The following is a 23850-nucleotide window of genomic DNA, read 5'->3' on the forward strand; positions in this document are numbered from 1 at the left end:
CTGAATATCTCCAGAAAATAGTACTACATTCGACTATATAGTAATATATAGCAATCGGTTTACAAAAGTATGTGTGTAAGACTGTGCCGCGTAGTCGGTTTCTGTCGCAACCGCTTCCAAACAACGGTGGTGCTTTGAAATGGAGTTAAAGTGTGAGGATTAGTGCATGAACCGCTGGATCATCACCACCCAAATTACCGCATCGGTTGCATTTCCAAATATGAAGAGCAGTACTCCTATATTGTGCCTTTTGCAAACTTCCACCCCGACGACTGAGATTCGTTTGAAATTTCTCGTCCGTATTCAAACGTTCAAATTGCTCTCCTGAAGAACTGCTACACGCCGGACTTGCCGCCCGTCATATATGCAAATTTTGATAACAACTATATCGAGGGAGGATCAGGAATATTTTACAGCTGACATTTCTATATGTCGTCATCTCGTGCAAAATAATCAGATAGAAAATATATCCAGACCCGAACGCCGCGAAGTGAGACACGATCCGTCCAGTGCTCGACGGACCGGGACTCAACACGAACTCGCGGTCGTGGTCTCGAGTCCGTACTCGGAGACGATGATCTCGGTTCGAGCGTCCGCACAGTCTGTCGGCTGCGTGACCGAAGTCTCGCTCCGTCCGGTATCGGTCTCGACGATCAGGTCGTAGGTCCCGGTCTCGAGCAGCGTGGCCTCGAAGGCGTCCTCCGAGGGGAGCGTCTCCGTCCGCTCGAGGACGGTCTCGCCGTCGCGACGGAGTTCGATATCGACCGTTCGCTCCTCCGGGCCGGCGTTGCGCACGATCACGTCGGTTCCGTCTTCGGCGTCGCCGTCGCCGACAGTTACGCGCTCGCTCTCGGAGTCCGTTACCTCCGAGAGCGTTCCGAGACAGCCGGCCAGTGTCGTGATTCCGGCTCCCGCCGTCAGCCCGATCAGGGTTCGCCGATCCATACCGGGGACACACGGTCTTCGGTGAAATCCTCTTTTCACGAGATTCGGACGTTCAGTCCGTCGAACCTGGATTTCTGACACGTGTGCGATCGACGGGGGTCGAATTGACTAGAACGATGACATCTGAACGAATAGCACTCCTCGAATCCACTCGAGACGGTTACAGGGCTCACTTCCACGGACTCGACAGAGCGGCGATGACTGCCCTCACAACGACTGCGACCCGGTGCGGGGACCCGCAAACCGAACACGCACTTTCCGACCGAGGAACTTTCGTCGTCTGTATCCAGTACGAGGTAGTGCGACATATTCAGGTTACGGTGCCGGTGGGTAAGCGGGAGGCGGTACTCGACGTACTGGAAGAAGAGGGGGTCGAGTACGTCCTCACGGAGGAACAGGGTACCCGGGAGTACGACTCTATTGTCTCGTTTCCGCTCCCGACGAACGCGGTCGAACCGATCCTCGATTCGCTCCAGGACGTCGGCATCGAAAACGACTCCTATACGGTCGTCATGGATGCGGAGGCCGTTGTCTCGAGGGATTTTCACCAGCTTCAGAAAGAGTACGCCACCGAGTCCGTCCAAGACGAAGAGATCTCCAGACAGGAGCTGCTGACCCGCGCCGAGGAGCTGACGCCGACCTACAGCGTCTTTTTCGCGATGACGCTGATCAGTTCGATCGTCGCGACGGTCGGACTGCTGCTCGACTCGCCGGCGGTCGTCGTCGGCTCGATGGTGATCGCGCCGCTGATCGGACCCGCACTGAGCGCCTCGATCGGGACCGTGGTCAACGATCGCGACCTGTTCTTCAAGGGACTTCGCTACCAGTTCTCGGGCGTTCTCGGTGGGATCGTCATCGCGGCGATCGTCGCGTGGCTCTTCCAGTCGATGCTTCTCGTTCCTCCCGGGGCCGAACTCACCGAGATCGACGAGGTCGCAGAGCGAATCGCTCCGGAGCTGCTCCTGTTGCCCGTCGCGCTGGGTGCCGGAATCGCGGGTATCCTCAGCCTCGCGACCGGCTTCTCGGTCGCAATCGTCGGCGTGATGATCGCCGCCGCGCTGGTGCCGCCGATGGCCGCCGCCGGCATCGCCCTGGCCTGGGGGATGCCCGCCGCCGCGCTGGGCTCGACGGTGCTCGTACTGGTCAACCTCCTTGGGGTCAACCTCGCCGGTCTCGCGACGCTGTGGTACATCGGCTACCGACCCGATAGCGGGTTCGGAATCTCGATCGCACAGCGCCGTGTAGTCAAACAGGCCGCCGTCTTTCTCGCCGTTATCCTCGTCCTCTCGCTGTTTCTGACCGGCGTTACCTACTCCTCCTATCAGATGTCGGCGTTCGAGGAGACGGCGACGCAGGAGTCCGAGGCGGTACTGTCGGAGTACGACGACGCCTACCTGCTCGAGGTCGACGTCCAGGTCCGCGAGGAGGGGCTCCCTGTCGATAGCTCGCTCGACGCGACCCAGCAGATCGACGCCGTTGTCGTCGAAGTCGGCGGTCCACCGGGAACGTACGACGCGGAGCTGATCGACAGGCTCGACGAGCGAATCAACGAGCAGACGACGGGCGACACCGCGGTGCAGGTCCGATTCGTCGCGACCGGTGGGAACGACGCCTACCTCGAGGGCGACGAGGCCGACGTAGATAACGCGGATGCCGACACCTGACTCCGTTCAGACGGATTCGGCGTCGTCGGACCCACACCGCGGACACCGCTGGACGATCGAATCTTCGAAGCTCGTTCCACAGCCACGACACGAATCGCGGCTCGTCTCGAGCCCACTCGTGCCACAGACGCCACACTGTCGACGGGTCGCCTTGAACTGAGCGCTGCAGGACCCGCACCTGTACGTGCCTCGCATAGAGTACGGACCGTTCCGAACGACGAAAGGAGTTCTGCCGTCTCGAGCAGCGCTCGAGTCCGTGACCGTTCGTCTCGAAGCTCGAGCCCCAGCCGCTGCTCACGCGTCGGGGTGCGAGCGGACCGAACGGATCCTACACCGGTTCGAACCGGTAGCCATCCCAGTCCTGGCTGTCGGGTTCCCTGATGCCCGCACCGGGTTCGCGCAGCTTCTCAGTATAGACGGGTTCGACCTCGTCGCCGGTCTCGATGTCGCCGTCCGTGAGCTGGACGAGCGCCCGGACCGACGTCTCCCCGTCCTCGACGACTTCGCCGACGTCGAACTCGACGATCGCGAGGTGGTTCGGTTCCCGAATCCCCGGCGGCGTCGCGGTACTGGTCGTCCACGTCACGACCTCGGCGGTGTGCTCGCTCAGGTCGATCGTGCCGACCGGCTCCGCACCGTTCCGGCTGCGCGGGTGGCCGGGGTAGCTGATCGTGCCGTCGTCGTATCGGGTCGCTTCCATCGTCATCGTGCTGCCTCCATGATAGTGGTGATAACGCAGTTGCCGAAGCCGCCGACGTTACAACAGAGTCCGACGTCGGCCTCGACCTGGCGGTCGCCGGCCTCGCCGACCAGTTGCTCGTAGATCTCGACGCCCTGTGCGACGCCGCTGGCGCCAAGCGGGTGCCCCTTCGACTTGAGCCCGCCGGAGGTGTTGACCGGTAACTCGCCGTCGCGCTCCGTGTAGCCCTCCTCGACTAACTCCCAGGCCTCGCCCTGCTCGGCGAACCCGAGCCCTTCCATCTGCAGGAACTCGAGGATGGTGAACATGTCGTGGAGTTCGGCGACGTCGACGTCCTCTGGCCCGTAGCCGCTCATCTCGTAGGCGCCTTGCCCGCTCTCGACGACCCCGCCCATTACCGTCGGATCCTCGCGCTCGTGGACGACGTGGGTGTCGGTTGCGCCGTCGACGCCCGCGACGATCGCGTACTCGTCGGTGTACTCCTGGGCGACGGACTCCGGACAGAACAGCATCGCCGCGGAGCCGTCGGTGATCGGACAGAAGTCGTACAGCCGCAGCGGATCGGCGACGATGGGCGAGTCGAGGATCGTTTCGACGTCGACCTCCTTCTGAAACTGTGCGTGGGGGTTGTCGACGCCGTTTCTGTGGTTCTTCGAGGCGACCTTCGCCAGGCTCTCCCGCGGTGCGTCGAAGCGCTCGAGGTAGTGACGCGCGGTCAGTCCCGCGAAGGAGGGCAGGGTCACGCCCGCCGTGTACTCGACGGGATGGGTGATCGACGCGATGATATCGGTCGCCTCGCCGGTCGTCCGGTGGGTCATCTTCTCCCCGCCGACGAGCAGGGTCATCTCGCTCGCTCCGCTTTGAATCGACTGCCAGGCGGCGTAGATCCCCGCCCCGCCGCTCGAGCTCGTCTGATCGACGCGCTGGGTGTACGCCGGCAGCGCGCCGATGTCGTGTGCCAGCGCGTTCATCACGCCCGTCATCCCCTCGAACTCTCCGCTGGTCATGTTCGAGACGTACAGATGCTCGATCTCGTCGGCGTCGACGCCCGCGTCCTCGAGACAGTCGAGGCCAGCCTCGGCGAGGAGTTCCTGGATCCACTCCTCGCGCTGCCCGAACTGGGTCATCGAGGCGCCGATCACCGCGACGCGGTCGGACTCCGTCATCGTCCCCCCTCCAGAAGCGTCACCTGGTCGCGTCCAGCCGTTTCCTTCGTCGACGTTTCGAGGCTGGCTCCGGAGCTGCGCTCGGCAGCCGAGAGCCACTCCTCGACGGTGTACGTTCGATCCGTGCCCGACGCCGTTCGATCCGTGTGCGGGACGACGCCGCGAACCGTCGCCGATCCGTCGTCGTCCGATTTCTCGCTCTCGTCGTCCTCGTACAGTGTGAGCGTGACGATCGGAACCCGGACTCGCTCGCGCGAACCGGTTCCCGGACAGAGCGGCGACGACGGGAGCTCCTGTCGTCGGAACGCCGGCTCGAGCGAGCGGCCTCGCCGTTCGGCCCAACGCTCGAACTCGGCGACGATCTCGCTGCGCGTCGACCTGTCGCCGTCGGCGGCGTACCCGTCAGGCGGCCACCGAACGATCCGGTACTCGTCGATAGCGCCGTCCTCTTGCAGTCGCTCGAGTCGGTCGACGACGCGACCGATCGCGCTGTCGGCGGCGGTCGAAACGGTCGGTCGGACGTAGCAGTCGACCCGGAGACTGCACTCGGGATCTGCGGTCGCGGTCGGAACCGCCGTTCGCTCACCGGCTGACATACGTCCCCTCCCGCCGCTGGGCGTACCCCTCTGTAACCAGCGACGAGAGGATCGGTAGCAGTGTCAGTTTCGATAGCCCCAGCAGTCGCTGAAGCTCGTTCGCCGTCGCCTCCCCCATCTCCAGCAGCGCCAGGTAGACGAGTTTGGCCTGTGGTGATCCAAGCCCATCCGGAACCGCTAGCTTCTGTTCGCTCGTGGACATCACAGAGGACGGCAACGGCCTGTGATATAAATATTGGCTGAACTGTGCCCACGAACACCACGGCTGTCGGTATCGGGCGACAAGAGGGAAGAGGATCGGCAAAGGGATGATGTCCACGAGTGGCCGTCGAACGACGACCAGCCGTGTGCGGCGGTTCCAGACCAGAGAGCGTCTGGATAGTCCGCGTTCTGCCGGACGTTGACGAAGGATAAATTTCCCACTCCAACATAGTTTGGAAATTCGACCGACGGGACCGTTCTCCCGAGCAGGTCGACGTCAGCTCCGACGACGTTCGCTCATACGGTTTACTGTAAGTTATTACCGGCGCAACCGCGACCCGTGCGGCGGTTGCGCCGGGACATCGGTACAGCAATCCGTATCACTCCTCGAGCAGCCGTCCGTCGCGAAGCGTCACGGTTCGATCGAACAGTCCCTCGAGCGACGGGTCGTGGCTGATCGTCACGAGCGCGGTGCCCGCCGACTCCTGGACGTCGACCAGCAATCCCGCCACGCGCTCGGTCGTCTCGGGATCGAGCTGGCCGGTCGGTTCGTCGGCCAGGACGACGTCGGGCCGGTTCGCGAGCGCACGGGCGATCGCGACCCGCTGTTTCTCGCCGCCGCTGAGCGTTGCCGGATACCGATCGGCCCGGTCGGCGACTGCGAGCGTCTCGAGCAGTTCGTCGACCCACGCCTCGTCGCGGTCGCCGCCGTGGTGCTGGGGCAACAGCGCGTTCTCGCGGACGGTCAGATCCGGCACGAGCTGGAAGTCCTGGAAGACGAACCCGATCGCGTCCCGGCGCAGCCGGGCCCGTCGGCGCTCCGAGAGTCCGCTGGCGTCCGTTCCGTCGACCAGCACCCGACCGCTGTCGGGCGGCTCGAGCAGCCCGAGCACCGAGAACAGCGTCGACTTCCCGGCGCCGCTCGGCCCCCGGACGAGCGTCCGCGAGCCGGCCGGAATCGCCAGGGATAGCGCCTCGAGGATCGGCTGGCTCCCGCGACGGACCGAGACGTCGGCCGCGGCCAGCACGGGCTCGTCGGTGGTCACGAGGGTCGGTTGGAACCCGTCGCTCAAATAGCTGTACCTCTTCGTCGAGCGACGACGATCCGAGGGCGAACTCGAGCCCGCCGACGAGTCGTCAGTCGCTCGAGTCAATCGCTGGTTCCGGCTCCCGTTCCCGTTTTCGCTCCCGTTCCGAGTCGAGCCGTGCGCGGCGGTCGGTGGTCGTCGGTCCCGCCGAGGGCTCGGACAGCAGCGAGGCCGGCGAGCGCCACACCAGCGGCAGGGTCGCGACGAGCGCCGCGAGCAGCGTCAGAACGAGGCCGCCGGCGAAGACGCCGAGCGCGACCGTCGCCGTCGGTCGCGGCTCGAGCGAGATGCCGAAGGCCGTCAGCTGGCCCGTCGCAGCGAGGGCTTCGAGGGCGACGATCCCGATTCCGACCGCGGCGGCGGCGGCGACGACCCCGATCCGCGCCGCGTCCCCGAGAACGACCGCGAGCACGCGCCCCGGCGAGGCGCCCGTCGCGCGGTAGATCGCAAGCGTCCGACGACGGGCGCGAATCGCCCGCGCGAGGACGGCGCTGGTCGCCCCGACGACGGTTACCGCCGCGAGCCCCGTCAGCGCGCTCAGCAGGACTTGGAGGTTCCCCATCGCGTACTCGACCGCCGACTCGACGCCGCCGTCGGATCGGTGGTGGCCGCTGGCGGCGAGCGCGCTCACCACGCGGTCGTCGCCGACGACCTCGTACTCCGCGGTCGCCAGCGTTCGATCCCCGGCCCCGACGGTAACGGTGTGTTCGCCGGGCGGCTGGCGGGACAGCGTCGCCGTTCGCGTCGCCGTCTCGCCGGGCTCGAGGGTCACAGCCGTTCGATCGGTCGTCCCGGCGCCGTCGAGTTCGACTTCGGTCTCGAGCGGGCGGTCCCAGGGGTTCTCGAGGTCGACCGTCGCGGTCGGCTGGGCGTGAACCGAGGGCGACGACGGGCTGATCGACAGCGACGTCGTCGGCTCGGGGTCGGCGTCGTGGGCCACTCGAATCGTCTCGTTTCGCTCACGCTCGCCTGCATAAACCGTCGCGTCGTACGTACCGGGTGTCTCCGGCAGTTCGATCCGGGCGACGCCGTCGGATCCGGTTTCGGCCGTTCGATTCCCGATTTCGACGGTCGCGTTCGAGACCGGATCCCCGGTCGTTTCGCGAACGGGAACCGACAGCGACGCACCCGTCGGGCCCGACTCCGGCAGCGAGAGCGACTCGAGCGGCGGCGCGTCGTCGACGGCGACCGTCGTTTCGTCGTCGCCGACCGACAGCTCGTACTCGCCGGCCGGCGGCGCCGACAGCTCGAACGTCACGGTCCGTCGCTCGTAGCCCCCGAGTTCGACGGATCGGCGCTGTTCGGCCTCGCCGATCGTCGCCTCGAGCTCCCGCTCGGCGGTCTCGGCCGTGGGGTTCCAGACGGTCGCCTCGACGGAAACCGTCTCGCCGGGACGGACGTGGTCCGGCGCCTCGAGGTCGACGACCGTCGCCGACTCCGTCTCGGCCGTCTCGGCCGTCTGGGCCGCGTCGGACGCCCCGGTCGCGGTCGTTCGGATCTGGTTCACCTCGTCCGACTCGAGCCCCGACAGGTGGCGGGCCGTCGGCAGCGAGACCAGCAGCTGGTGATCCGCGAACCCGCCGGTTTCGACGGTGCCGGCGACGGTTACTATTCCGACTGCGGGGTCGGTGCTCCCGCCGACCGCGAGCTCGTCGCCGGGTTCGAGCCCGAGAGCGTCGGCCAGCTCGACGCCCACGACGGCCTCCTCGTCGTCCGCCGGCGGGTCCCCGTCGACGATCCGGGCGTCGGAGACGGATTCGAACGCGGCGTAGTCGACTCCGCGGACGAGGTACGGCTCCTCGCCGTGGCTCGCGAACAGCAGGATCTCGGGGCTCGCGGGGACCCCTCGCTCCGCGAGCGTCTCGGCGTAGTCGGCCGACACCCGACTCTCCGCCGGGTGCGAGGCGTCGGGATCGGCGACCGTCGTCCCGGTCGTCGACAGCGAGGCCCCGATCGTCCCGAGCGACGCGACGAGCAGGACGATCACCGCGAACGTCGACAGCGTCGCCGTCGCCGGGAGGATCGTCCGCACCGCGAGCACCGTCGGCTCGAGGCGATCCCGGACGCCGCCACCGATACGTCGGAGCCGTCCGCTCGGGGTGCTCGAGCCCCGATCGTGGCCGTCGCGACCGACCAGTGCGGGCGGTTTCGTCGTCGCGGCGCGAGCCGTGACGTACCCCGTCGCGATCCCGACGAGGATAATCGCGGCGAGCATCGCGGCGACGAACCGGACGAGGTCGGGCGTCACCGTCACCGACAGGGTCGTCGGTAGACCAACCACGATCGCGGCGGTTACCGCCGCGTTGGTGACGACGACGCCGATCGCGTAGCCGAGAACGCCGCCGGCGGCTGCGATCGCCCCGGCCCGTGCCGCGAGCGCGGCCCGGATTCGCCGCGGCGGTGCGCCCGTCGCTCGAGCCACCCGGATCGTTCGCGCGCGATCCCGAATCGTCATCCGGACGACGCTTGAGAGCGTCGCGGCGACGATCACACCGGCGGCAGCGACGCCCGTTCGGACGATCCCGAGGACGTCGTCCGCGCCCTGTGTGAAGAACTCGAGCGCCCCCACAACCGGAGCACCCTCGCGATCCTCGTTCCCGTCCCCGTCGGCCGGCGAGACGACGAGCGCGCCCGTCGGCCCGACCTCCTCGAGCGTCTCGGGTGTCGTCCGCAGCCACGTCGGTGGAACGACCCCGTCCGAGGCGTTCGCGGGCTCGACTTCCGTCGTCGTCGTTTCTCCGCTCCCCTCGAGGCGCCACGTCTCCCCGTTCGCGTCGGGTGCGACGGTGCCGTCGGGCTGGGTGGAGAGTCCGAGCGCCGGGGCGTCAGCGGGAATCCCGACGATCCGATCGGTGTCACCCTCGGGGCCGACGGCGGTCGCCGTCGGAAGCACGACGTCGTCGGGATCCGCCGCCTGGCTCGCGCGGTCGACCGAGTCGTAGCCGACGATCGACGCGTTCCCCTCGTGTTCGGCCGCGAGGCTGTGCGTCTGATCGCCGGCGGCGACGACGAGCAACGCGGCGCCGACCAGCAGCGCCACCGTCAGCGCGATAACCAGCACCGCGAGTCGGTCCCGGCGCGACCAGCGACCGACGAGCACCCGAAGATACGTCATTGAGGTTAGACAGTGCAGTTGTAGGGGAAGTGTCGCCGTAAATAAATGCCGGAGTCGCTCCGACCGGCGGCCGCGAACGGCAGCTCGTTTCTCTCGCCGGAGAAGTGCAGGATTTGATACAGTACCGCTATACCGGTGATCGTCGTAGTGGCTGCTCGGAGCTATGCCCGCGAGTAATGGGGGTTCGGACGACGCGAACGAGTCGTCGGTACTCGAGCGACGCTACGGCGAGCGGACCGCGGCCAGCATCGCGGTCATCGAAACGGTCGCCGCGGCCGAGGGAGTCGATCCGACGGCGATCGAGGACGAGTACGGCGCGACGCTGCTCGACAGCGTCGACCCGAAGGCGCTCGACACCCTCGTCGGCGACGGCGATGGCGGCGGGACCGTTGCGGTCGAGTTCGTCTTTCTCGACTACCGCATTCGCGTCGACGACGCCGGCCGAATCCGGATCTTCGACGACGGTCGGTGACGGGTCGGCTCGACCGACGGTCTCGGTTCCCGACCGGTCGCTCGAACGAGAGATTTACGGTCCCTGCGCTCGCTCACTCGAGTAGATGCCGACCCAGCGCCGGATGCGGTTCGTCCACGGACAGCTCGCCTGGATGCTCGCGACGATCGTCGCGCTGACGCTGCTGGGCAGTCTCTCCTACGAGCTGTTCTTCGTGCTCTCGCTGATCGGGCTGTTGATCGTCACCGAGCTGACCGCACCGGTCAACATCACGCCGGCCTGGCGACGGCGCCTGCTGTGGCTGATCGGGCTCGGCCTCGTCGGGTTCGCGATCATCGTCGTCCGGCGGATCCTCGAGATTCTGCCGCCGGAGGTGATGCCGTTTTGAACCCCCGTGAGTACGTTACCGACGGCGACGGGATCGACTGGCCCGCCGCGTTGCTGGTCGCCCTCGGCGCCGTCGTTATCGTCGGCCTGTTCGTCGCTGCGACCACCTCCTCGGCCGCGTTCGGCCCGTACAACCCCGCGTGGGACGGGACCGACGACTTCCGGGAGGTGATCCAGACCGACGACGACGTCGAGGGCGAGCTGATCCGGGAGACCGACCGCTACGAGGAGGTCCCCGCCGAGGAGACGACGGCGATCGTCGTCGCGCCCGACGAGCCCTACGGCGCGGCCGACGCCGCCCGCGTCCAGGAGTTCGTCGGTAACGGCGGCACCCTGGTCGTTCTCGAGAACTACGGCACCGACGCGAACGACCTGCTCGACGCCGTCGGCGCCGACGCCCGCACGAACGGGAGCGTCCTGCTCGACGAACAGAGCCACGATCAGGGGCCGGCGATGCCGATCGCCACCGTGACCGCCAACCACGAGCGAACTGCCGGCGTCGACCAGCTCACGCTCAACCACGCGACGGCCGTCGATCCGAACGGCGCGACGGCCCTGATCGGAACCAGCGACTACGCCCACCTCGCCGACTCGCCGGGGGCGGAGCTCGAGGACGACACCGCGTTCGACGCCTACCCCGTCGCGACCGTCGAGGACGTCGGGGGTGGCGAGGTCGTCGTCGTCGGCGACCCGAGCATCACGATCAACGCGATGTACGGCGAACCCGACAACGCGGCGTTCCTCCAGCGCCAGTACGCCGACGACGATCGCGTCCTGCTCGATCTGAGCCACGGCGAGGAGCTGCCGCCGCTGGCGAGCATTACGCTGACCCTGCGGGAGCTGCCGGCGCTACAGTCGCTGGTCGGACTGTTCGCCGTCGTCGCCGTCATCGGCGCCTCGAACCGAACCTTCCGAAACGGCGTCGGGACCGTCCGCGATCGGCTCAGCTCCGGCGACGAACCTGGATCGGCCCTGTCGGACGCCGAACGGGCCGAACTGCTCCGGGAGCGCCATCCCGACTGGGACGACGAGCAGGTCGAAGAAACGATAACAGCGCTTAACCGTTCCCGCTCGAAACACGGGGATCGATGAGCGAGACGGACCGGAACTGGCCCTTCGCGGACGATCCACAGACGGTGTACGAGAAGATCAGGACCGAAACCGGGCGGGTCCTGGTCGGCAACGAGGAGGCGATCGAACACCTGACGATCGCGCTGCTGACGCGGGGCCACCTCCTGCTCGAGGGCGTCCCCGGCGTTGCCAAGACGACGATTGCGAACCTGCTGGCGCGGGCGACCGGGCTCGACTACCAGCGCATCCAGATGACTCCCGACATCCTCCCGGCCGACATCACCGGCACCCAGATCTACCGGGAGCCGACCGGCCAGTTCGAGCTCCAGCGGGGGCCGGTCTTCTCGAACCTCGTCGTCGCCGACGAGATCAACCGCGCGACGCCGAAGACCCAGTCGGCGCTGCTCGAGGCGATGCAGGAACGAACCGTCACGATCGAGGGCCAGACGCTGGCCCTACCGGAGCCGTTCATGGTCGTCGCGACCCAGAACCCGATCGAGATGGAGGGCGTCTTCGAGCTGCCGGAGGCCCAGCGGGACCGATTCATGTTCAAGCTCACGGTCGGGCTGCCGGACCGCGAGGAGGAGACGGAGCTGCTTCGGCGGTTCGACGAGGAGCCAGAACTGAGCCCGTCGACGATCGACCAGGCGGTCCAGACCGAGGACATCCGCGGCGCCCGAAAGGCCGTCACCGAGGTCCACGTCGCCGACCCGGTCACGGAGTACGTCCTCGACCTCGTCGCGGCGAGCCGGGACCACCCCGACGTCAACTACGGCGTCTCCCCGCGGGCGTCGCTCGCCTTCCTCGAGGGGATCAAGGCCCGGGCGGCGATCCGCGGCCGCGAGTACGCGACACCCGCGGACGTCAAGGCTCTCACGGAGCCCGTCCTGGTCCACCGCCTCGTCCTGGACACGGAGGCGGAGCTGAGCGACGTCAACCCCGAAGACGTCGTCGAAGAGATCCTCGACACCGTCACGGTCCCGGACACCGACGATCTTGGCGGGAAACCGACGCCGAGCTAGCGGTCCGTTTTCGCGGGCGATCCGCGGTCCCGATTTTTCGACCGACTCGAGGACGGTTCGCTGCCGCTCCGGAGCCTACTTCTCGGGCACGGCTTCGTCGTCTAGACCCCTCCGCGAAACTCCCCTTACACACGGGCAATCTACAGGCGGAACAGGCCGAGTGCCTCGGGGTCGTACGGAAATCTTCGATTTCCGTGATGACGAGAATCGGAGATTCTCGAACCACTTGACCCCGAGGCGGTTCACTGGGAAACCAAGACGACCCCGATAATTGCGAACGTTATCCCAGCAAATCTCACTATCGTAATCTCGTCTCCGAGGATGGCCATCCCGATGAGTGCTGCGACGACGAAGTACATCGCACCGAGCGTAGAGACGACCGTCGTCGACCCGCCGGAGAGACCGACGTACATCGAAATCAGGCCGATTCCGGTGAACAATCCGGCCACGCCGGCGAGCAGCCCTCCCTTCGCAGTAATGGCGAGCGATGCGTCCGAAACGAGAACGTATCCGAGCGCGAGGGGTCCCGCAACGAGATAGGAGATCGCGGCGGCCGTCCTCGGGTCGATAGACTCCGACGCAGCGTTGCCCAGGACGACCCAGATCCCCCACGTTACCATCGTAATCGAACCGAAGAATACGGCCGAATCTATCTCAGGAAGCCCCATTATGACGACTCAGCGTAACGACTGAACAGTGTCGCCCAGAGACGCTCGAAGTGACTGGCGTAGAACGGTGGGGTATCCCCGGCGGGGAGGTAGAAGCTCGGTTCAGTGTCGCCGCCTCGGTCGTCGGCATGATGTCTCTGTCCCATACGTACTCCGTACCACCTATACCCGGATCGGTCTCTCTCTTAATCGAATAATCCATTTATATCGGGTCCAAAAGATTTCGTACACTCCTGACTGCTTTCGACGGTTGCTCGGTGGCTGTAGTGAGGCCGACCGGCGCACGCAAAACGGGGACGTATCGCCCGACAGCTCCACGAAAGACGTTCGACACGCGTTCGTCCGCGTCTCGAGTAGTGTTCCCGACTCCTCCGGACCCCTGCTTGTACCGTTCCTACCAGCCTCCGTTCCACTGAGTGCAAACGTCGCATGCGACAAACCCGTTCTGAGCGGGACGACTGGCTTCACCAGATATACATGCTCATATATTATAGACGCCTATTCCGTAGAACAGTGACTGACATCAAAGCGGTTGTCCGAATCGAGCATCCCGACATCGTGCTCACGAAGACAGTCACTCACGACCAGAGCGCGAACGTCAAGTCTGTGTTAGAGGCAGGAACCGACCCTACGTCGGGGAAGTTCTTCTACCGCATCCGGTCGTCCGATTTTCACCGGTTCGAGGACGGATTGCGGAGCGATCACACCATCGGCGAGTTCGAACGAGTGATCGAGACCAGAGACGAGAAGGCGATCTACAGCTTCGAGTATACCGACGAAGCGAAGATCATCTCGCCGATCATTTCGACCGCGAACGGCGTCATACTCGATATGAAGAACGACGGCAACGGATGGATTCTAACGGTATGGGTGCCCGAACGGACGAACCTGGCTCCGTTGTGGGAGTACGCGGATCGGAATGACATCGAGATCGAGTTACTGCGCGTAAACGAGTACGCCAGTTTGGGGAGTACGGATGCAGGGTTGACCGATAGCCAGCGGGAGGCACTCCTCGTCGCACTCGAGAGAGGATACTTCGAAGATCCACGGAGCGCAACTCTCAGCGAAGTCGCCGCTGATCTCGAGATCTCTCAACCCGCAGCCAGCGGTCTCCTTCGACGTGCGACCAAACGACTCATCGTCTCTTCCCTGTTAGACGACGGTGAAAACTCGAATTGAGCAGCGGCTACTCGGTGCAGTGTCGGAGAGATCACCCGGAAGCCACGATCTGTCTTCGCCAGCGTCTCGACGTACTCGCGTTCACGGCTCGGAGCGAGAGGCCAGAGGCCTACTGCCAACCACACGGACAGCAGCCGTCCTACTCGCCGTCGTCGAACTCGAGGCCTCGCCGGGCTCCTCGTCGCTCGGCCCGCCCTCGTCCGTCCCGTCCTCCTCGGCGGCGTCCGGCTCGAACCGACACGTGACGAGCCAGTCGGCGCGGTCGTCGCCGGCGTCGACCTCGAGCGTGACCGGGCGGTCGAGTCCGACCGCCAGTCCGACGGCGAGAAACGAGGCGATCGGGTGATCGAACCGATCGACGGCGCCGAAGGCGCTGTCCGTGATGCCGACGGTGATCCGTCCCGCGGCCGCGTCGACGTCCGGATCGGCGCCGTCCGCGAGTTCGAACCCCTCGACGAGGCCGTCTGCGAGCTGTACCGCGAGCGGCTCGGGTCGGGTCGCGAGTTCGCCCGACAGCGTCCGCTGGAACTCGTCGAACAGCGTCGCTCCGGTCGGCGCCACGAGCAGCCCCCGCTGATCGCGTTCGACGATCACCGGCCCGTCGGCGTCCGTCGGCGGCTCGACCCCGGCACTGGCGGGAACGTAGAGCCGAGCGGTGTCGGCTCGCTCGTCGGGGACGTACACCCGGTCTTCGCGCAGGCCGAGCTCGGCCGCGAGCGAGTCACCGTTGGCCGCCCAGGCGGCGTAGACGCGCTCGCCGACCTCGGCGGCGACGAACTGGCCGGGCGTCAGGTAGTACGTGAGCAGGCCGCCGAACAGCCCCGTCGCCCCCAGCGCGAGGAGAATCTCGCGGCTCTCGGGAAAGATCACCCCGCCCGCGACCGCACAGAGGCCGATCGCGACGAGCCCGAGGGCTGTCCGTCGGTACTTCGAGCGACGCGCACGGGCGTTCTGGGCCCGGAGCCGTCGGTTCTCCTCGGCGAGCAGGTCCGCTCGAGCCTCGGCTTGCTCGAGTCGGTCGGCCGTCTCGGCCGCCGTCCCCTCGGGGGCAGTCTCCGTCTCGGTTCTATCGCGTGATTCGAAGTCGTGTGTACTCATTCGTCGATAGTGGAGGATGGTTCGTCGTCGACGAGGCCGAGCGCGACCAGCCCGTACCGGTACGCGCCGTAGCTCGCGAGCGCGACCGCTCCGGCGGTGACCCCGGCTGCCTGCCATAGCGACAGCGAGACGACCGCGAGCCAGCTCACGGCGCCCAGTCCGGCGACGGCCAGCAGCGTTCCGGCGGCGGTTCGAAGCGGCGCTCGGCTCCGCAGGACGGGGACGACGAGCAGCGTGACCAGCCCGGCCTCGACGATGACGAAAGAGATCGGATCGATCCCGTCCGGAAACAGCGCCAGCAACAGCACGTGGCCGACGGCGACGGCGTACGGCGTTCCGAACCCGTACCACAGCAGGGCCGTCGCGACCCCGGCGACGACGCCGGGCGGACCGGCCGCCGCGCCGAAGGTAGCGACGAGCGCGACCGCGCCGAGGGCGGTCGACCACGGCGAGGGTCGCTCCGTGAGGAACGTCGACTCGACGTAACTCCCGGTCGGGTAGTCGCTCATCGGATCGCACCCCGCGATCGTGAGCGCGTCGTCTCGAGGACCGCCGACAGCCGCTCCTGCGGGGCGACCTCGAACGCCGTAACCGCGTCCATTCGGTCGAGGTCGCGTCGCAGCTCCTCGAACTCGAGGTAGCTGTCAGCGACCCGGTCGGGGTCGCCGACGCCGTCGGGCGCGAACAGCACCGTCGGGGTCAGCAACAGCAGGACCTCGCTCCCGCGGGCGCGGGCGAACCGGACCGTCTCGTACAGCGTCTCCGGGTCCGAGTCGTCCGTACAGATAACCGTCCACTGGCGGCTGTCCTGGCCGCCGAGTGCCGTTCGGACCGCGCCCAGCAGCGGCTCGGAATCGAACCGAACGTCGTACCGAGTCCGAGCCGCGTAGTACGGCTCGAGCGTTCGCGCGAACGCGTCCCTCGAGCCCTCGAGGGCCGACAGGGCCGCCCGAGGACGGGTCGGCGACGGTGCCGGCCCCGGAATCGAGTGGCTGTGTCCGGTCGTCTCCGGAGGGGTTCCGTCACCGTCCGTTCCGGTCGGCTCGAGATCGAGCAGCCGTCGCCGGATCGTCAGGTACGCCGCCGGCCCCGTCGTGGGAGAGATTCGGGTCGTGATCCCCTCGTTCCCGACAGCGATCAGCCCGAGCGGGTCGTCGAGTTCGCGGGCGTTCGCGGCGACCGCGAGCGCGACCTCCCGGAGGTAGGCGAGCTTCGACTCCCCCGGCGGGCCCGCTGCGAGCCCACCGCGGTGGTCGACGATCAGCATCGTCGGGCGGTGGGTTTCGGTCTCGTACTCGCGGACGTGAAGCGTGTTGAGTCGCGCGGTCGCCTTCCAGTCGATCTCGTCGGCCGAGTCGCCCGGCACGTACTCGCGCAGCTCGGCCGGCTCGAGGCCGGGACCGCGCTGGCCGGCCTCGTGTTCGCCCTGGGCGATCGACACCTCGTCGCCGCCGCGGCCGACGTGGACGCTGTGGGGGCCTCGGGGTTCGACCGTCACCGATGGCCGCGACTCAGCGGGCATCGTCGCCGTGAACAGCCCGTCGCTCGCAGTCACCGAGACTGGGTCGAACCGGTGGCGACCCGCGACGGGCCAGGAGACCGTGGTGGTTTCGCGGGTCGTCGCCGTCCCGGGCTCGAGCACCGTCGACAGCGGCGCCGCAGCGCTCGCGCCCATCGGTACGCCGCCCTCGAACGACAGCAGCAGGCGGGCGGGCGCGTCGAGCGTCGCCTCGAGGGTGACCGGGATCTCCGCGCTCGCCCGGACGGTGTTTGCGGCCGGCAGCTGGCGAACCGTCAGCGAGTCGACCGTATCGGCAACGCCGCGAACGAACAGGAGCTGCCGAACGAGGATCCACGCGCCGAGTAGCACCGTCGCCGCGAGCAACAGCGGCCGGGCGAAGACGGCGGCGAGGACGGCGAGCGCTCCCGCGATCGCTCCCACCGCCCAGATCTGGCGCGTCGGTCGCATACTCCAGTGGTTTTTCGGTGACGTGTTGAACCTACTGGTTGTCCGTCGGGGCGAGCAGACAGGCTTTTGTTCGCCGGCGTGAATTACCGATCGTGAACCAGGTCGTCGTCCGTGCGCTCGTTCTCACGCTGTTGGCGTGTTCGTTGCCGCTCGCTGCGACCGCCGCGGGCGCCCCTGCCGGCGAGTCCTCCCAGTCGATTGCGGGCGACACGCTCGCGAGCGCTGGCGACCAGCCGGTGGCCAACGAGACGCCTCCCCACCAGAACCCCGACGAGTACGACGAGGCCGGCGACGACGAGGAACTCGAGTCCTGGCTCTCCGACCAGCTCTCCGATCAGCTCCAGGACAGTTCGGTCGCCCTGAGCGAGGGCCAGTACGACCAGGCCCGCGAGCATCTCGGCGACGACTACGACGAGCGCCTCGAGCAGTATGCCGAGGTCTCCGGATCGACCGGCGACGAGGACGATCCGGCCGAAGCCTACCGGAACGCCTCCGAGTCACAGGAGCGGATGGCGGACACCATCGAGGAGTACCACGAGACCCGCGCGGAGTACGAGGAGGCGCTCCAGGAGGGTGACCAGGAGCGCGCCCACGACCTCGCGCGCGAACTCGAGGCGCTGTCCGACGAGATCGACGAGGCCGGTGAGGACGCCGTCACGAGCTACGAGACGATCGACAACGAGACCGACGAGGACCACTCCGACTCGGCGGCGGCGGTCAACGAGAGCCGAAGCGAGATCGAGAGCGAGCAGACGGCAGTCCGCGACGAGCAGTTCGTCGAGACCGAACTCGACCTCGAGGTCGTCGACGAGACGGCGTCGCTCGAGGATCCGATGGTCGTCCGCGGCGAGGTACGAACCGCGGACGGCGAGCCGATCGAGGACGACCCCGAGATCCGGGTCGAGGACGAGCCCGTCGCCGTCGGCGAGCCGAGCGGTGACTGGTGGGCCGGCGACGAGAACGAGTTCGAGTTCGAGTACCGCCCGACCGATCTCGCGCTCGACAAGGAGACGGTAACCGCCGAGTACGTCCCCGACGGCGATACGAACTACCTCGGCGCCGAGCAGGAACTCGAGGTGACGCCCGAACAGACGACGGCGACGATAGACGACCTGACGGCGACCGACGAGGTCGCCTACGGCGATCCGCTGTCGGTCAGCGGAGCGGTGACCGCTGCTGGAGAGCCCGTCGACGACGTGCCGGTCGCGATCAGCGTCGACGGCGAACTCATCGGGACGGTAACCGCCTCGGAGGGGAACTTCGAGGGTGAGATGGAGACACCGGCGAACGTCTCGGCCGGCGAGGGGTCGGTAACCGCCTCGCTCCCATACGAGGATCGAACGCTCACCGCGACGCCCGCCGAGGCACCGATTAGCGTCGCCGAGACCGAAACCGAGCTGACGGCGACGGCGACGGCGATCGGCGAGGAGGAAGTCGCGATCGACGGCAGCCTCGCGACCGCCGACAGCGAGCCCCTCGACAACCAGACCCTCGAAGTCCGGGTCGACGGCGTGGCCGCGGAGACGATCGAAACCGACGAGGACGGCGGGATCGCCGGCACCGTCGACACCGGCTCGGTCGACGGCGAGGAGGTTACGGTCGCGATCAGCTACGACGACGCCGGATCGAACATGGCCGCGGCGGAGACCGAGGAGACCGTAACGATGCCGGACGGCAGCGACTCGCTGCCGGTGCCGCAGTCGGCCATCGTCGGCATCGGCGCGCTGCTCGGCATCGGCGTCCTCGGGCTGGCCGGCTGGTGGCGGCGTCGCTCGAGGCGGGACGACGTCGACCGGGCACCGTCGATCGCGGTCGGCGGACCCACACGCGGTCCCGATCCGGCGATGACGCAGGACCGCATCGACGCCCTGCTGGACCGGGCGGCCGAACAGCTCGCGGACGGCCGAACCGACACCGCGGTTCGAACCGCACACGCCGCGGTCAGACACGCCTACGGAAGCGCGGTCGGTCGGCCCGGCGCGGCGACTCACTGGGAGTTCTACCGCGAGCACGTCGACGACGCCGCGGCCGATGGGGTTCCCCTTCGAGAACTCGTCGAGACCTACGAACAGGCCGCCTTCAGGCCCGACTCGGTGACCGAGGAGCAGGCCGAACGCGCCCTCGAGACCGCCGAGCGGCTCTGCGAAGAGGCGGACCTCGAGGCGACGACCGGCTCGGCGTCGGCTGCCGCGTAGGACGGTTCGACCGACCGACTTTTATTGGCCGCTCGTCAACGACGTACTGAATGGACGATCGACGGTCGCTTCGGTTGCTGATTCCTCGCCCGATCCGCAGGCTTCCCGCCGACCTCGCGGCGATGCTCGTCGTGACCCTCCTCGTCAACGTCGCCGTCTTCGTTCCCATCGTTCGGGATACGCCGCTTCGGGCCCCGCTGGGACTCGCGTTCGCGCTGTTCGTCCCCGGCTACGTTTTCATCGCCGCGCTATTTCCCGAGGCCGGGGAGTCGCCGACGGCAGACGACCCGGACGACACCACCCGCTTTTCCGGCGAGTCGATCCGTGCGGGGATCGACGGCATCGAGCGCGTCGCGCTCGCGTTCGGGCTGAGCATCGCCATCGTTCCACTGATCGGCCTCATGTTGAACTTTACGCCGTGGGGGATCCGGCTGACGCCGATCATGCTCTCGCTGTCGGGCTTTACCGTCCTCGCGACGGCCGTCGCGGCCCACCGCCGCTGGGAGCTCCCCGCCGAGGAGCGGTTCGCGGTTCCCTACCGCACGTGGTACGCCGCCGGGCGCTCGGAGCTGCTCGAGCCCGAGACCCGCCTCGACGGCGCCCTGAACGTCCTGTTGGTGCTCTCGATCGTGCTCGCGGTCGGCGTGGTCGGCTTCGCGGTCGTCTCCCCGCCGGCCGGCGAGCAGTTCTCGGCGGTCTACCTCCTCACCGAGGACGACGACGGCGAACTCGTCGCCGACGGCTACCCCACCGAGTTCACCCAGGGTGAGAGTGCCGAGGTTATCGTCGGCGTCGACAACCACGAACACGAGACGACCGACTACACCGTCGTCGCGGTCGAACAGCAGACCGAAACCGTGGTCAACGAGAGCGCCGTCACGGAGGCCGGCGGCGAGGACGGGAACGAGACTGCGGTCAACGAGACGGTCGTTACCGAACAACAGGAGCTCGAGCGCTTCGAGACGACGCTGGGCCACAACGAGAGCTGGCACCAGACCCACGAGCTCGAGCCGACGATGGTCGGCGAGGACATCCGGATCGTCTGGCTACTGTTCCCCGACGGCGAGGTACCCGACGAGCCGACGACCGACGACACCGAGTACCACGTCCACCTCTGGGCCGACGTCGAGGAGCCCTGATCGGCGCTCGCGCCTCGAGTTCGGCCAGTGTCCCTGCCTCGATTCGGGTCGGTCGTACCCGAGGAAACGACGGGTATGTATCGACTAAGGTGGTCATATGAACTCATATTCTCCCTACCAGTTGCGACCTGACTAGTGGGAAAGCTTATTACTGGACGCGGACACGTCGAAGATACGGTGGTGATGACAACGAATACCACACTACTCACGCGACGTGACCGATCCCGTATCGAATACCGCGATCCCCTGGTACGACTCCTGTGGCGGCCGAACGCTGACTTCGGCCACACTCGACGTGCGCGTTTTGTACACCGCTGCCGCTCACTTTTCGAGCTCGACCCCGCGTCGGAACCGTTTCACCGTCGATCGGTGGGCGGCTACTCGTAGACGTACTTCTCGGCCATCTCGGCGGGCGTGATCACCTCGAGTTCGCCGGCCTCGAGGTACTCCTCGAGCGCACGAACCGTCTCCTCGAGCGCCTCGAGCGCGCTCTCCCCGTCCAGTTCGTAGAACGGGATCGCCGTGATCCCGCCCCACTCGGCGGTCCACTCGAGCAGATCCGCCGCGTCGTCCGGGTCGGGCGTCTCGGCCATCGAGCAGAGGTGGGGGTTCCCCGCGTACCCCTGCGAGCGCGAGCGGCCCGCGAAGGCGAGATCGTAGTTGTCACGGACAAGCTCGACGGACTCGTCGGTGTACGTCGAGCCCGGATAGGCGAAGACGCGGGTACCGTCCCCGTAGCCTGCCTCGGCGAGCCAGTCGATCGGGTCGACGACGGCGTCCTCGAGCGCGTTCGGATCGACGCCGTCGAGGGGCTGGCCGTTCGCCGACTGCGCGCCGATCGTCCAGCCGGCCGCGGCGAGGTCGTCGACCTGCTCGCGGGTCAGTCGGTCCCCCTCGGCGGCCTCGTTCTCGCGGAGTCGAGCGGTCGGGACGAACGCCGTCGCCGGGAGCTCGGCGTCCTCGAGGCGGGGCAGGGCCTCCGTGTAGTGCGTCTCGTACCCGCCGTGGAACTGGAGCAACACCGTTCCCTGAGTCGGTCGGGGGACGAAGTGGAAGTTGTCGACCCACTGGCGACCCTCGGTGTCGTCGCCGAACCAGCGGATCACCTGTAGGACGACGACCTTACTCAGGTCGGGTTCGCCCCGGATCCGGGTGATCCCGAAGTTGTGACGTGTCAGGGACGTTCCGCCCGCGAATCCCTGGCTGTACTCGACGTAGTGGGCGTCTGCGTCCTGGAGCTGGATGCGCACGACGCCGGAATCCGTGTCGGTGGCCAGATCGAGCCCGGGTGCGACCTCCCGCACGTCGATCGGCTCCTCGAGCTCGCGGCGAACACGGACCTGTCCCCGCGAGTCGGCCGACGACGTCAGCAGCGCCGACTGGGAGCCCAGCGAGGCGCGGCTCGAGTCGGCTTCGAGCGTGCCGATGTCCTGCCACTCCCACCACTCCTCGAGGTCCTCGAAGTCGTCGAAGGTCCCGACCAGTTCGGGGAACTCCTCCTCGTCCTCAGAATCTCCCTCCTCATCACCGTCCTCGGAATTCTCGTCATCGTCCGGCGTCTCGTCGCTCGGCTCCGTACCGCCGTCGTCGGCCCGTTCGTCGCTCGTGTCCGGTTCGCCGGGGCCGCCGAGTTCGGTACAGCCGGCGAGGACGGTCGCCGCTCCGATCGCGAGGTAGGTCCGTCGGTCCATCGTTCGTCGAACCCAGACCCGGGACCGGGGGTTTGTTATGCTTCCAGTATCTCTGCCGGGTCGGTCCGTACGCCCCTCATACCTCGAGGGATCGATCTACCTGCCCGAACATGGTCGTCGGTCGCGGGGACGAACGTCGCCGTTCGCTACCAGACGAGCCACTCGAGTGCGAGCACGAGCGCGGCCAGAAAGACGTGTTCGCCGTCGACGATCCCGCCGTAGAACAAGGGGCCGCGATCCCGGCTCGCGAAGGGGATGTAACAGCCGACGTAGCCGTGGAACGCCAGTAGGACCAGGAATCTGGTGTCGAGGACGCCCGCTGCGACGACCGCGACGACGACGACCGCGACGACGACGTTGGCGAGCTGGGCAACGATGCGGGTCCAGCGCGGTCCGAACGCCGTCGGAATCGTCGCGATCCCCTCTTCGCGGTCGCCCTCGATGTCTTTGACGTCGAAGATCGCCGCGGCGATCGTGATCATGGCGCCGATGTAAGCGGCGAGAAAGAGCACCTCGCGGGCCAGCAGTTGCTCGTAGTAGACCCCGACGCCAAGGGGGATTACCGCCCAGGCGAAGCCGACGAAGAGGTTCTTGACGAGGAACACTCGCTTGATTCCGAGCGTGTACAGCCCGGCGACGACTGCGGGCAACAACAGGTAGCCGGCGCCCGGGAGCTCGAGTGCGACCGCGACGACGATGGCGGCGAGGTAGAGCCCGACGCCCAGCGCCAGCCAGACGAGGCCGGCGCGCTCGACGAACGCCGCGCGCCGGGGGACGTTCTCGCGGTCCTCCTCGAGGTCGGTGAAACGGTTTATCGTGTAGACGAACATCGCCGCCGCGAAGACGATGAAGGCGGGCAGCGCCTCGAGGGGCAGGTCGGCGAGGACGGCGGTCGTAACGACGACGCTCGCGGCCGCGAGCGAGATGAAGAGATTGCTGTGGACCAGAAACCGGAGCGCAGCGAGCAGCCACGCCGGCAGGCGGGGGCCCTCGCGTGCGGCCGTCGGGGTCGACACTACGACACCGCCTCCAGCCGCCGGTGTTCGGACCGGCTCCAGGGCTGTCCGTCCCGCGCGTCTCGATCACCGGGAGTACGGGGGAACACCGCTCGTCTCGTGGTAGGAACTGTACGGAGTCAAACGCTTCGGTACACTCACTCGAGCTACCGTCGGCTACCGGGTATCGAGGACAACAGGAACAACGCCGCGCTCACGACGAAGGGCTCGATCGACTACTGGTACTGGGACTCGCGTCGCGCTTGGTACATCAGCTCCCAGACCGCGTCCTCGATCGACTCGGGGTTCTCTTCCTCGAGCTTCTTGTACAGGGACTCGGAGACGGTTACTTCGGGCATCACCTGTGTCTACTGTAGCCGAGATAATAAAGGTACCCTAATACGGAACTGAGTTAATTTCGGTCGAGCGTCGAGGAGGCGCCGTGATACGGCAATCACTGCCGCAAATCGAACCGAAACTGGCAGGATTTAAGCAAGGCGGGGACGGCCG

General features: G+C 67.0%; 22 protein-coding genes. 8 read left to right on the forward strand and 14 right to left on the reverse strand.

Annotated elements, in window-relative coordinates; translation table 11 throughout:
• Positions 1-528: 528 nt before the first annotated feature.
• Entirely contained in the window at positions 529-945 is a 417-nt protein-coding gene (locus tag QA600_RS13880; protein WP_278292539.1) for a hypothetical protein, read from the reverse strand.
• Positions 946-1244: 299 nt separating this feature from the next.
• Between QA600_RS13880 and QA600_RS13885 the strand changes: the two genes are divergently transcribed.
• Positions 1245-2609, forward strand: coding sequence for a TIGR00341 family protein (locus tag QA600_RS13885; RefSeq protein ID WP_278292540.1), 1365 nt, complete (start codon positions 1245-1247; stop codon positions 2607-2609).
• Between the two features lie 328 nt (positions 2610-2937).
• Here QA600_RS13885 and QA600_RS13890 read toward each other — a convergent pair whose 3' ends face one another.
• From QA600_RS13890 to QA600_RS13915, 6 genes are all read right to left on the reverse strand, one after another.
• Entirely contained in the window at positions 2938-3315 is a 378-nt protein-coding gene (locus tag QA600_RS13890; protein WP_278292541.1) for a nucleic acid-binding protein, read from the reverse strand.
• A complete protein-coding gene (locus tag QA600_RS13895; RefSeq protein ID WP_278292542.1) occupies positions 3312-4475 on the reverse strand; it encodes a thiolase family protein in 1164 nt (387 codons plus the stop codon). The genes QA600_RS13890 and QA600_RS13895 overlap by 4 nt, the downstream gene beginning before the upstream one ends.
• Positions 4472-5071 (reverse strand): HTH domain-containing protein, encoded by a 600-nt coding sequence (locus QA600_RS13900; RefSeq protein ID WP_278292543.1) that lies wholly within the window; start codon positions 5069-5071, stop codon positions 4472-4474. Before QA600_RS13900 ends, QA600_RS13895 begins: the two co-directional genes overlap by 4 nt.
• Complete coding sequence (locus QA600_RS13905; protein ID WP_278292544.1) at positions 5058-5273, reverse strand: helix-turn-helix domain-containing protein; 216 nt, start codon at positions 5271-5273, stop codon at positions 5058-5060. Before QA600_RS13905 ends, QA600_RS13900 begins: the two co-directional genes overlap by 14 nt.
• Positions 5274-5652: 379 nt before the next feature.
• Positions 5653-6300, reverse strand: a complete 648-nt coding sequence (locus tag QA600_RS13910) for an ABC transporter ATP-binding protein (RefSeq protein WP_345782031.1) — start codon at positions 6298-6300, stop codon at positions 5653-5655.
• 109 nt (positions 6301-6409) lie between these two features.
• Entirely contained in the window at positions 6410-9475 is a 3066-nt protein-coding gene (locus QA600_RS13915) for an FtsX-like permease family protein (RefSeq protein WP_278292547.1), read from the reverse strand.
• Positions 9476-9638: 163 nt separating this feature from the next.
• On the opposite strand from QA600_RS13915, the gene QA600_RS13920 reads away from it, so the two are divergent.
• From QA600_RS13920 to QA600_RS13935, 4 genes are all read left to right on the forward strand, one after another.
• Positions 9639-9947: a HalOD1 output domain-containing protein gene (locus QA600_RS13920; RefSeq protein WP_278292548.1), complete on the forward strand. Its 309-nt coding sequence runs from the start codon at positions 9639-9641 to the stop codon at positions 9945-9947.
• Positions 9948-10032: 85 nt separating this feature from the next.
• On the forward strand, positions 10033-10314 hold the full coding sequence (locus tag QA600_RS13925; RefSeq protein ID WP_005558196.1) for a hypothetical protein: 282 nt from the start codon (positions 10033-10035) through the stop codon (positions 10312-10314).
• A complete protein-coding gene (locus QA600_RS13930; RefSeq protein WP_278292549.1) occupies positions 10311-11405 on the forward strand; it encodes a DUF4350 domain-containing protein in 1095 nt (364 codons plus the stop codon). Before QA600_RS13925 ends, QA600_RS13930 begins: the two co-directional genes overlap by 4 nt.
• A complete protein-coding gene (locus QA600_RS13935) occupies positions 11402-12406 on the forward strand; it encodes a MoxR family ATPase (RefSeq protein ID WP_278292550.1) in 1005 nt (334 codons plus the stop codon). The genes QA600_RS13930 and QA600_RS13935 overlap by 4 nt, the downstream gene beginning before the upstream one ends.
• Before the next feature lie 242 nt (positions 12407-12648).
• Here the strand turns inward: QA600_RS13935 and QA600_RS13940 are convergent, their stop codons facing one another.
• Positions 12649-13074, reverse strand: coding sequence for a DMT family transporter (locus QA600_RS13940; protein ID WP_005558186.1), 426 nt, complete (start codon positions 13072-13074; stop codon positions 12649-12651).
• A 513-nt stretch (positions 13075-13587) separates the two neighbouring features.
• Here QA600_RS13940 and QA600_RS13945 point away from each other — a divergent pair.
• Positions 13588-14253 carry a helix-turn-helix domain-containing protein gene (locus QA600_RS13945; RefSeq protein WP_345782032.1) on the forward strand — a complete coding sequence of 222 codons (666 nt, stop codon included), beginning with the start codon at positions 13588-13590 and terminating at the stop codon, positions 14251-14253.
• Positions 14254-14334: 81 nt separating this feature from the next.
• Here the strand turns inward: QA600_RS13945 and QA600_RS13950 are convergent, their stop codons facing one another.
• From QA600_RS13950 to QA600_RS13960, 3 genes are read right to left on the reverse strand one after another with little or no spacing between them, the layout of a single operon-like run.
• A complete protein-coding gene (locus tag QA600_RS13950; RefSeq protein ID WP_278292552.1) occupies positions 14335-15351 on the reverse strand; it encodes a hypothetical protein in 1017 nt (338 codons plus the stop codon).
• A complete protein-coding gene (locus QA600_RS13955) occupies positions 15348-15860 on the reverse strand; it encodes a hypothetical protein (protein ID WP_278292553.1) in 513 nt (170 codons plus the stop codon). Before QA600_RS13955 ends, QA600_RS13950 begins: the two co-directional genes overlap by 4 nt.
• Positions 15857-17320, reverse strand: a complete 1464-nt coding sequence (locus QA600_RS13960; protein ID WP_278292554.1) for a DUF58 domain-containing protein — start codon at positions 17318-17320, stop codon at positions 15857-15859. The genes QA600_RS13955 and QA600_RS13960 overlap by 4 nt, the downstream gene beginning before the upstream one ends.
• A gap of 92 nt (positions 17321-17412) precedes the next feature.
• On the opposite strand from QA600_RS13960, the gene QA600_RS13965 reads away from it, so the two are divergent.
• Together QA600_RS13965 and QA600_RS13970 are read left to right on the forward strand one after the other, a co-directional pair.
• Positions 17413-19515 carry a hypothetical protein gene (locus QA600_RS13965; protein WP_278292555.1) on the forward strand — a complete coding sequence of 701 codons (2103 nt, stop codon included), beginning with the start codon at positions 17413-17415 and terminating at the stop codon, positions 19513-19515.
• 50 nt (positions 19516-19565) lie between these two features.
• Positions 19566-20654 carry a DUF1616 domain-containing protein gene (locus QA600_RS13970; RefSeq protein ID WP_278292556.1) on the forward strand — a complete coding sequence of 363 codons (1089 nt, stop codon included), beginning with the start codon at positions 19566-19568 and terminating at the stop codon, positions 20652-20654.
• Between the two features lie 377 nt (positions 20655-21031).
• Here the strand turns inward: QA600_RS13970 and QA600_RS13975 are convergent, their stop codons facing one another.
• The 3 genes from QA600_RS13975 to QA600_RS13985 all read right to left on the reverse strand — a co-directional run bounded on the left by QA600_RS13975 (position 21032) and on the right by QA600_RS13985 (position 23699).
• Positions 21032-22345 carry a polysaccharide deacetylase family protein gene (locus QA600_RS13975; protein ID WP_278292557.1) on the reverse strand — a complete coding sequence of 438 codons (1314 nt, stop codon included), beginning with the start codon at positions 22343-22345 and terminating at the stop codon, positions 21032-21034.
• A 146-nt stretch (positions 22346-22491) separates the two neighbouring features.
• Positions 22492-23361, reverse strand: a complete 870-nt coding sequence (locus QA600_RS13980) for a UbiA family prenyltransferase (RefSeq protein WP_278292559.1) — start codon at positions 23359-23361, stop codon at positions 22492-22494.
• 215 nt (positions 23362-23576) lie between these two features.
• Positions 23577-23699 (reverse strand): hypothetical protein, encoded by a 123-nt coding sequence (locus QA600_RS13985; RefSeq protein WP_015322074.1) that lies wholly within the window; start codon positions 23697-23699, stop codon positions 23577-23579.
• Positions 23700-23850: the final 151 nt, after the last annotated feature.

This window comes from Natronococcus sp. A-GB1 (genome assembly GCF_029688845.1).
Lineage (GTDB): Archaea > Halobacteriota > Halobacteria > Halobacteriales > Natrialbaceae > Natronococcus.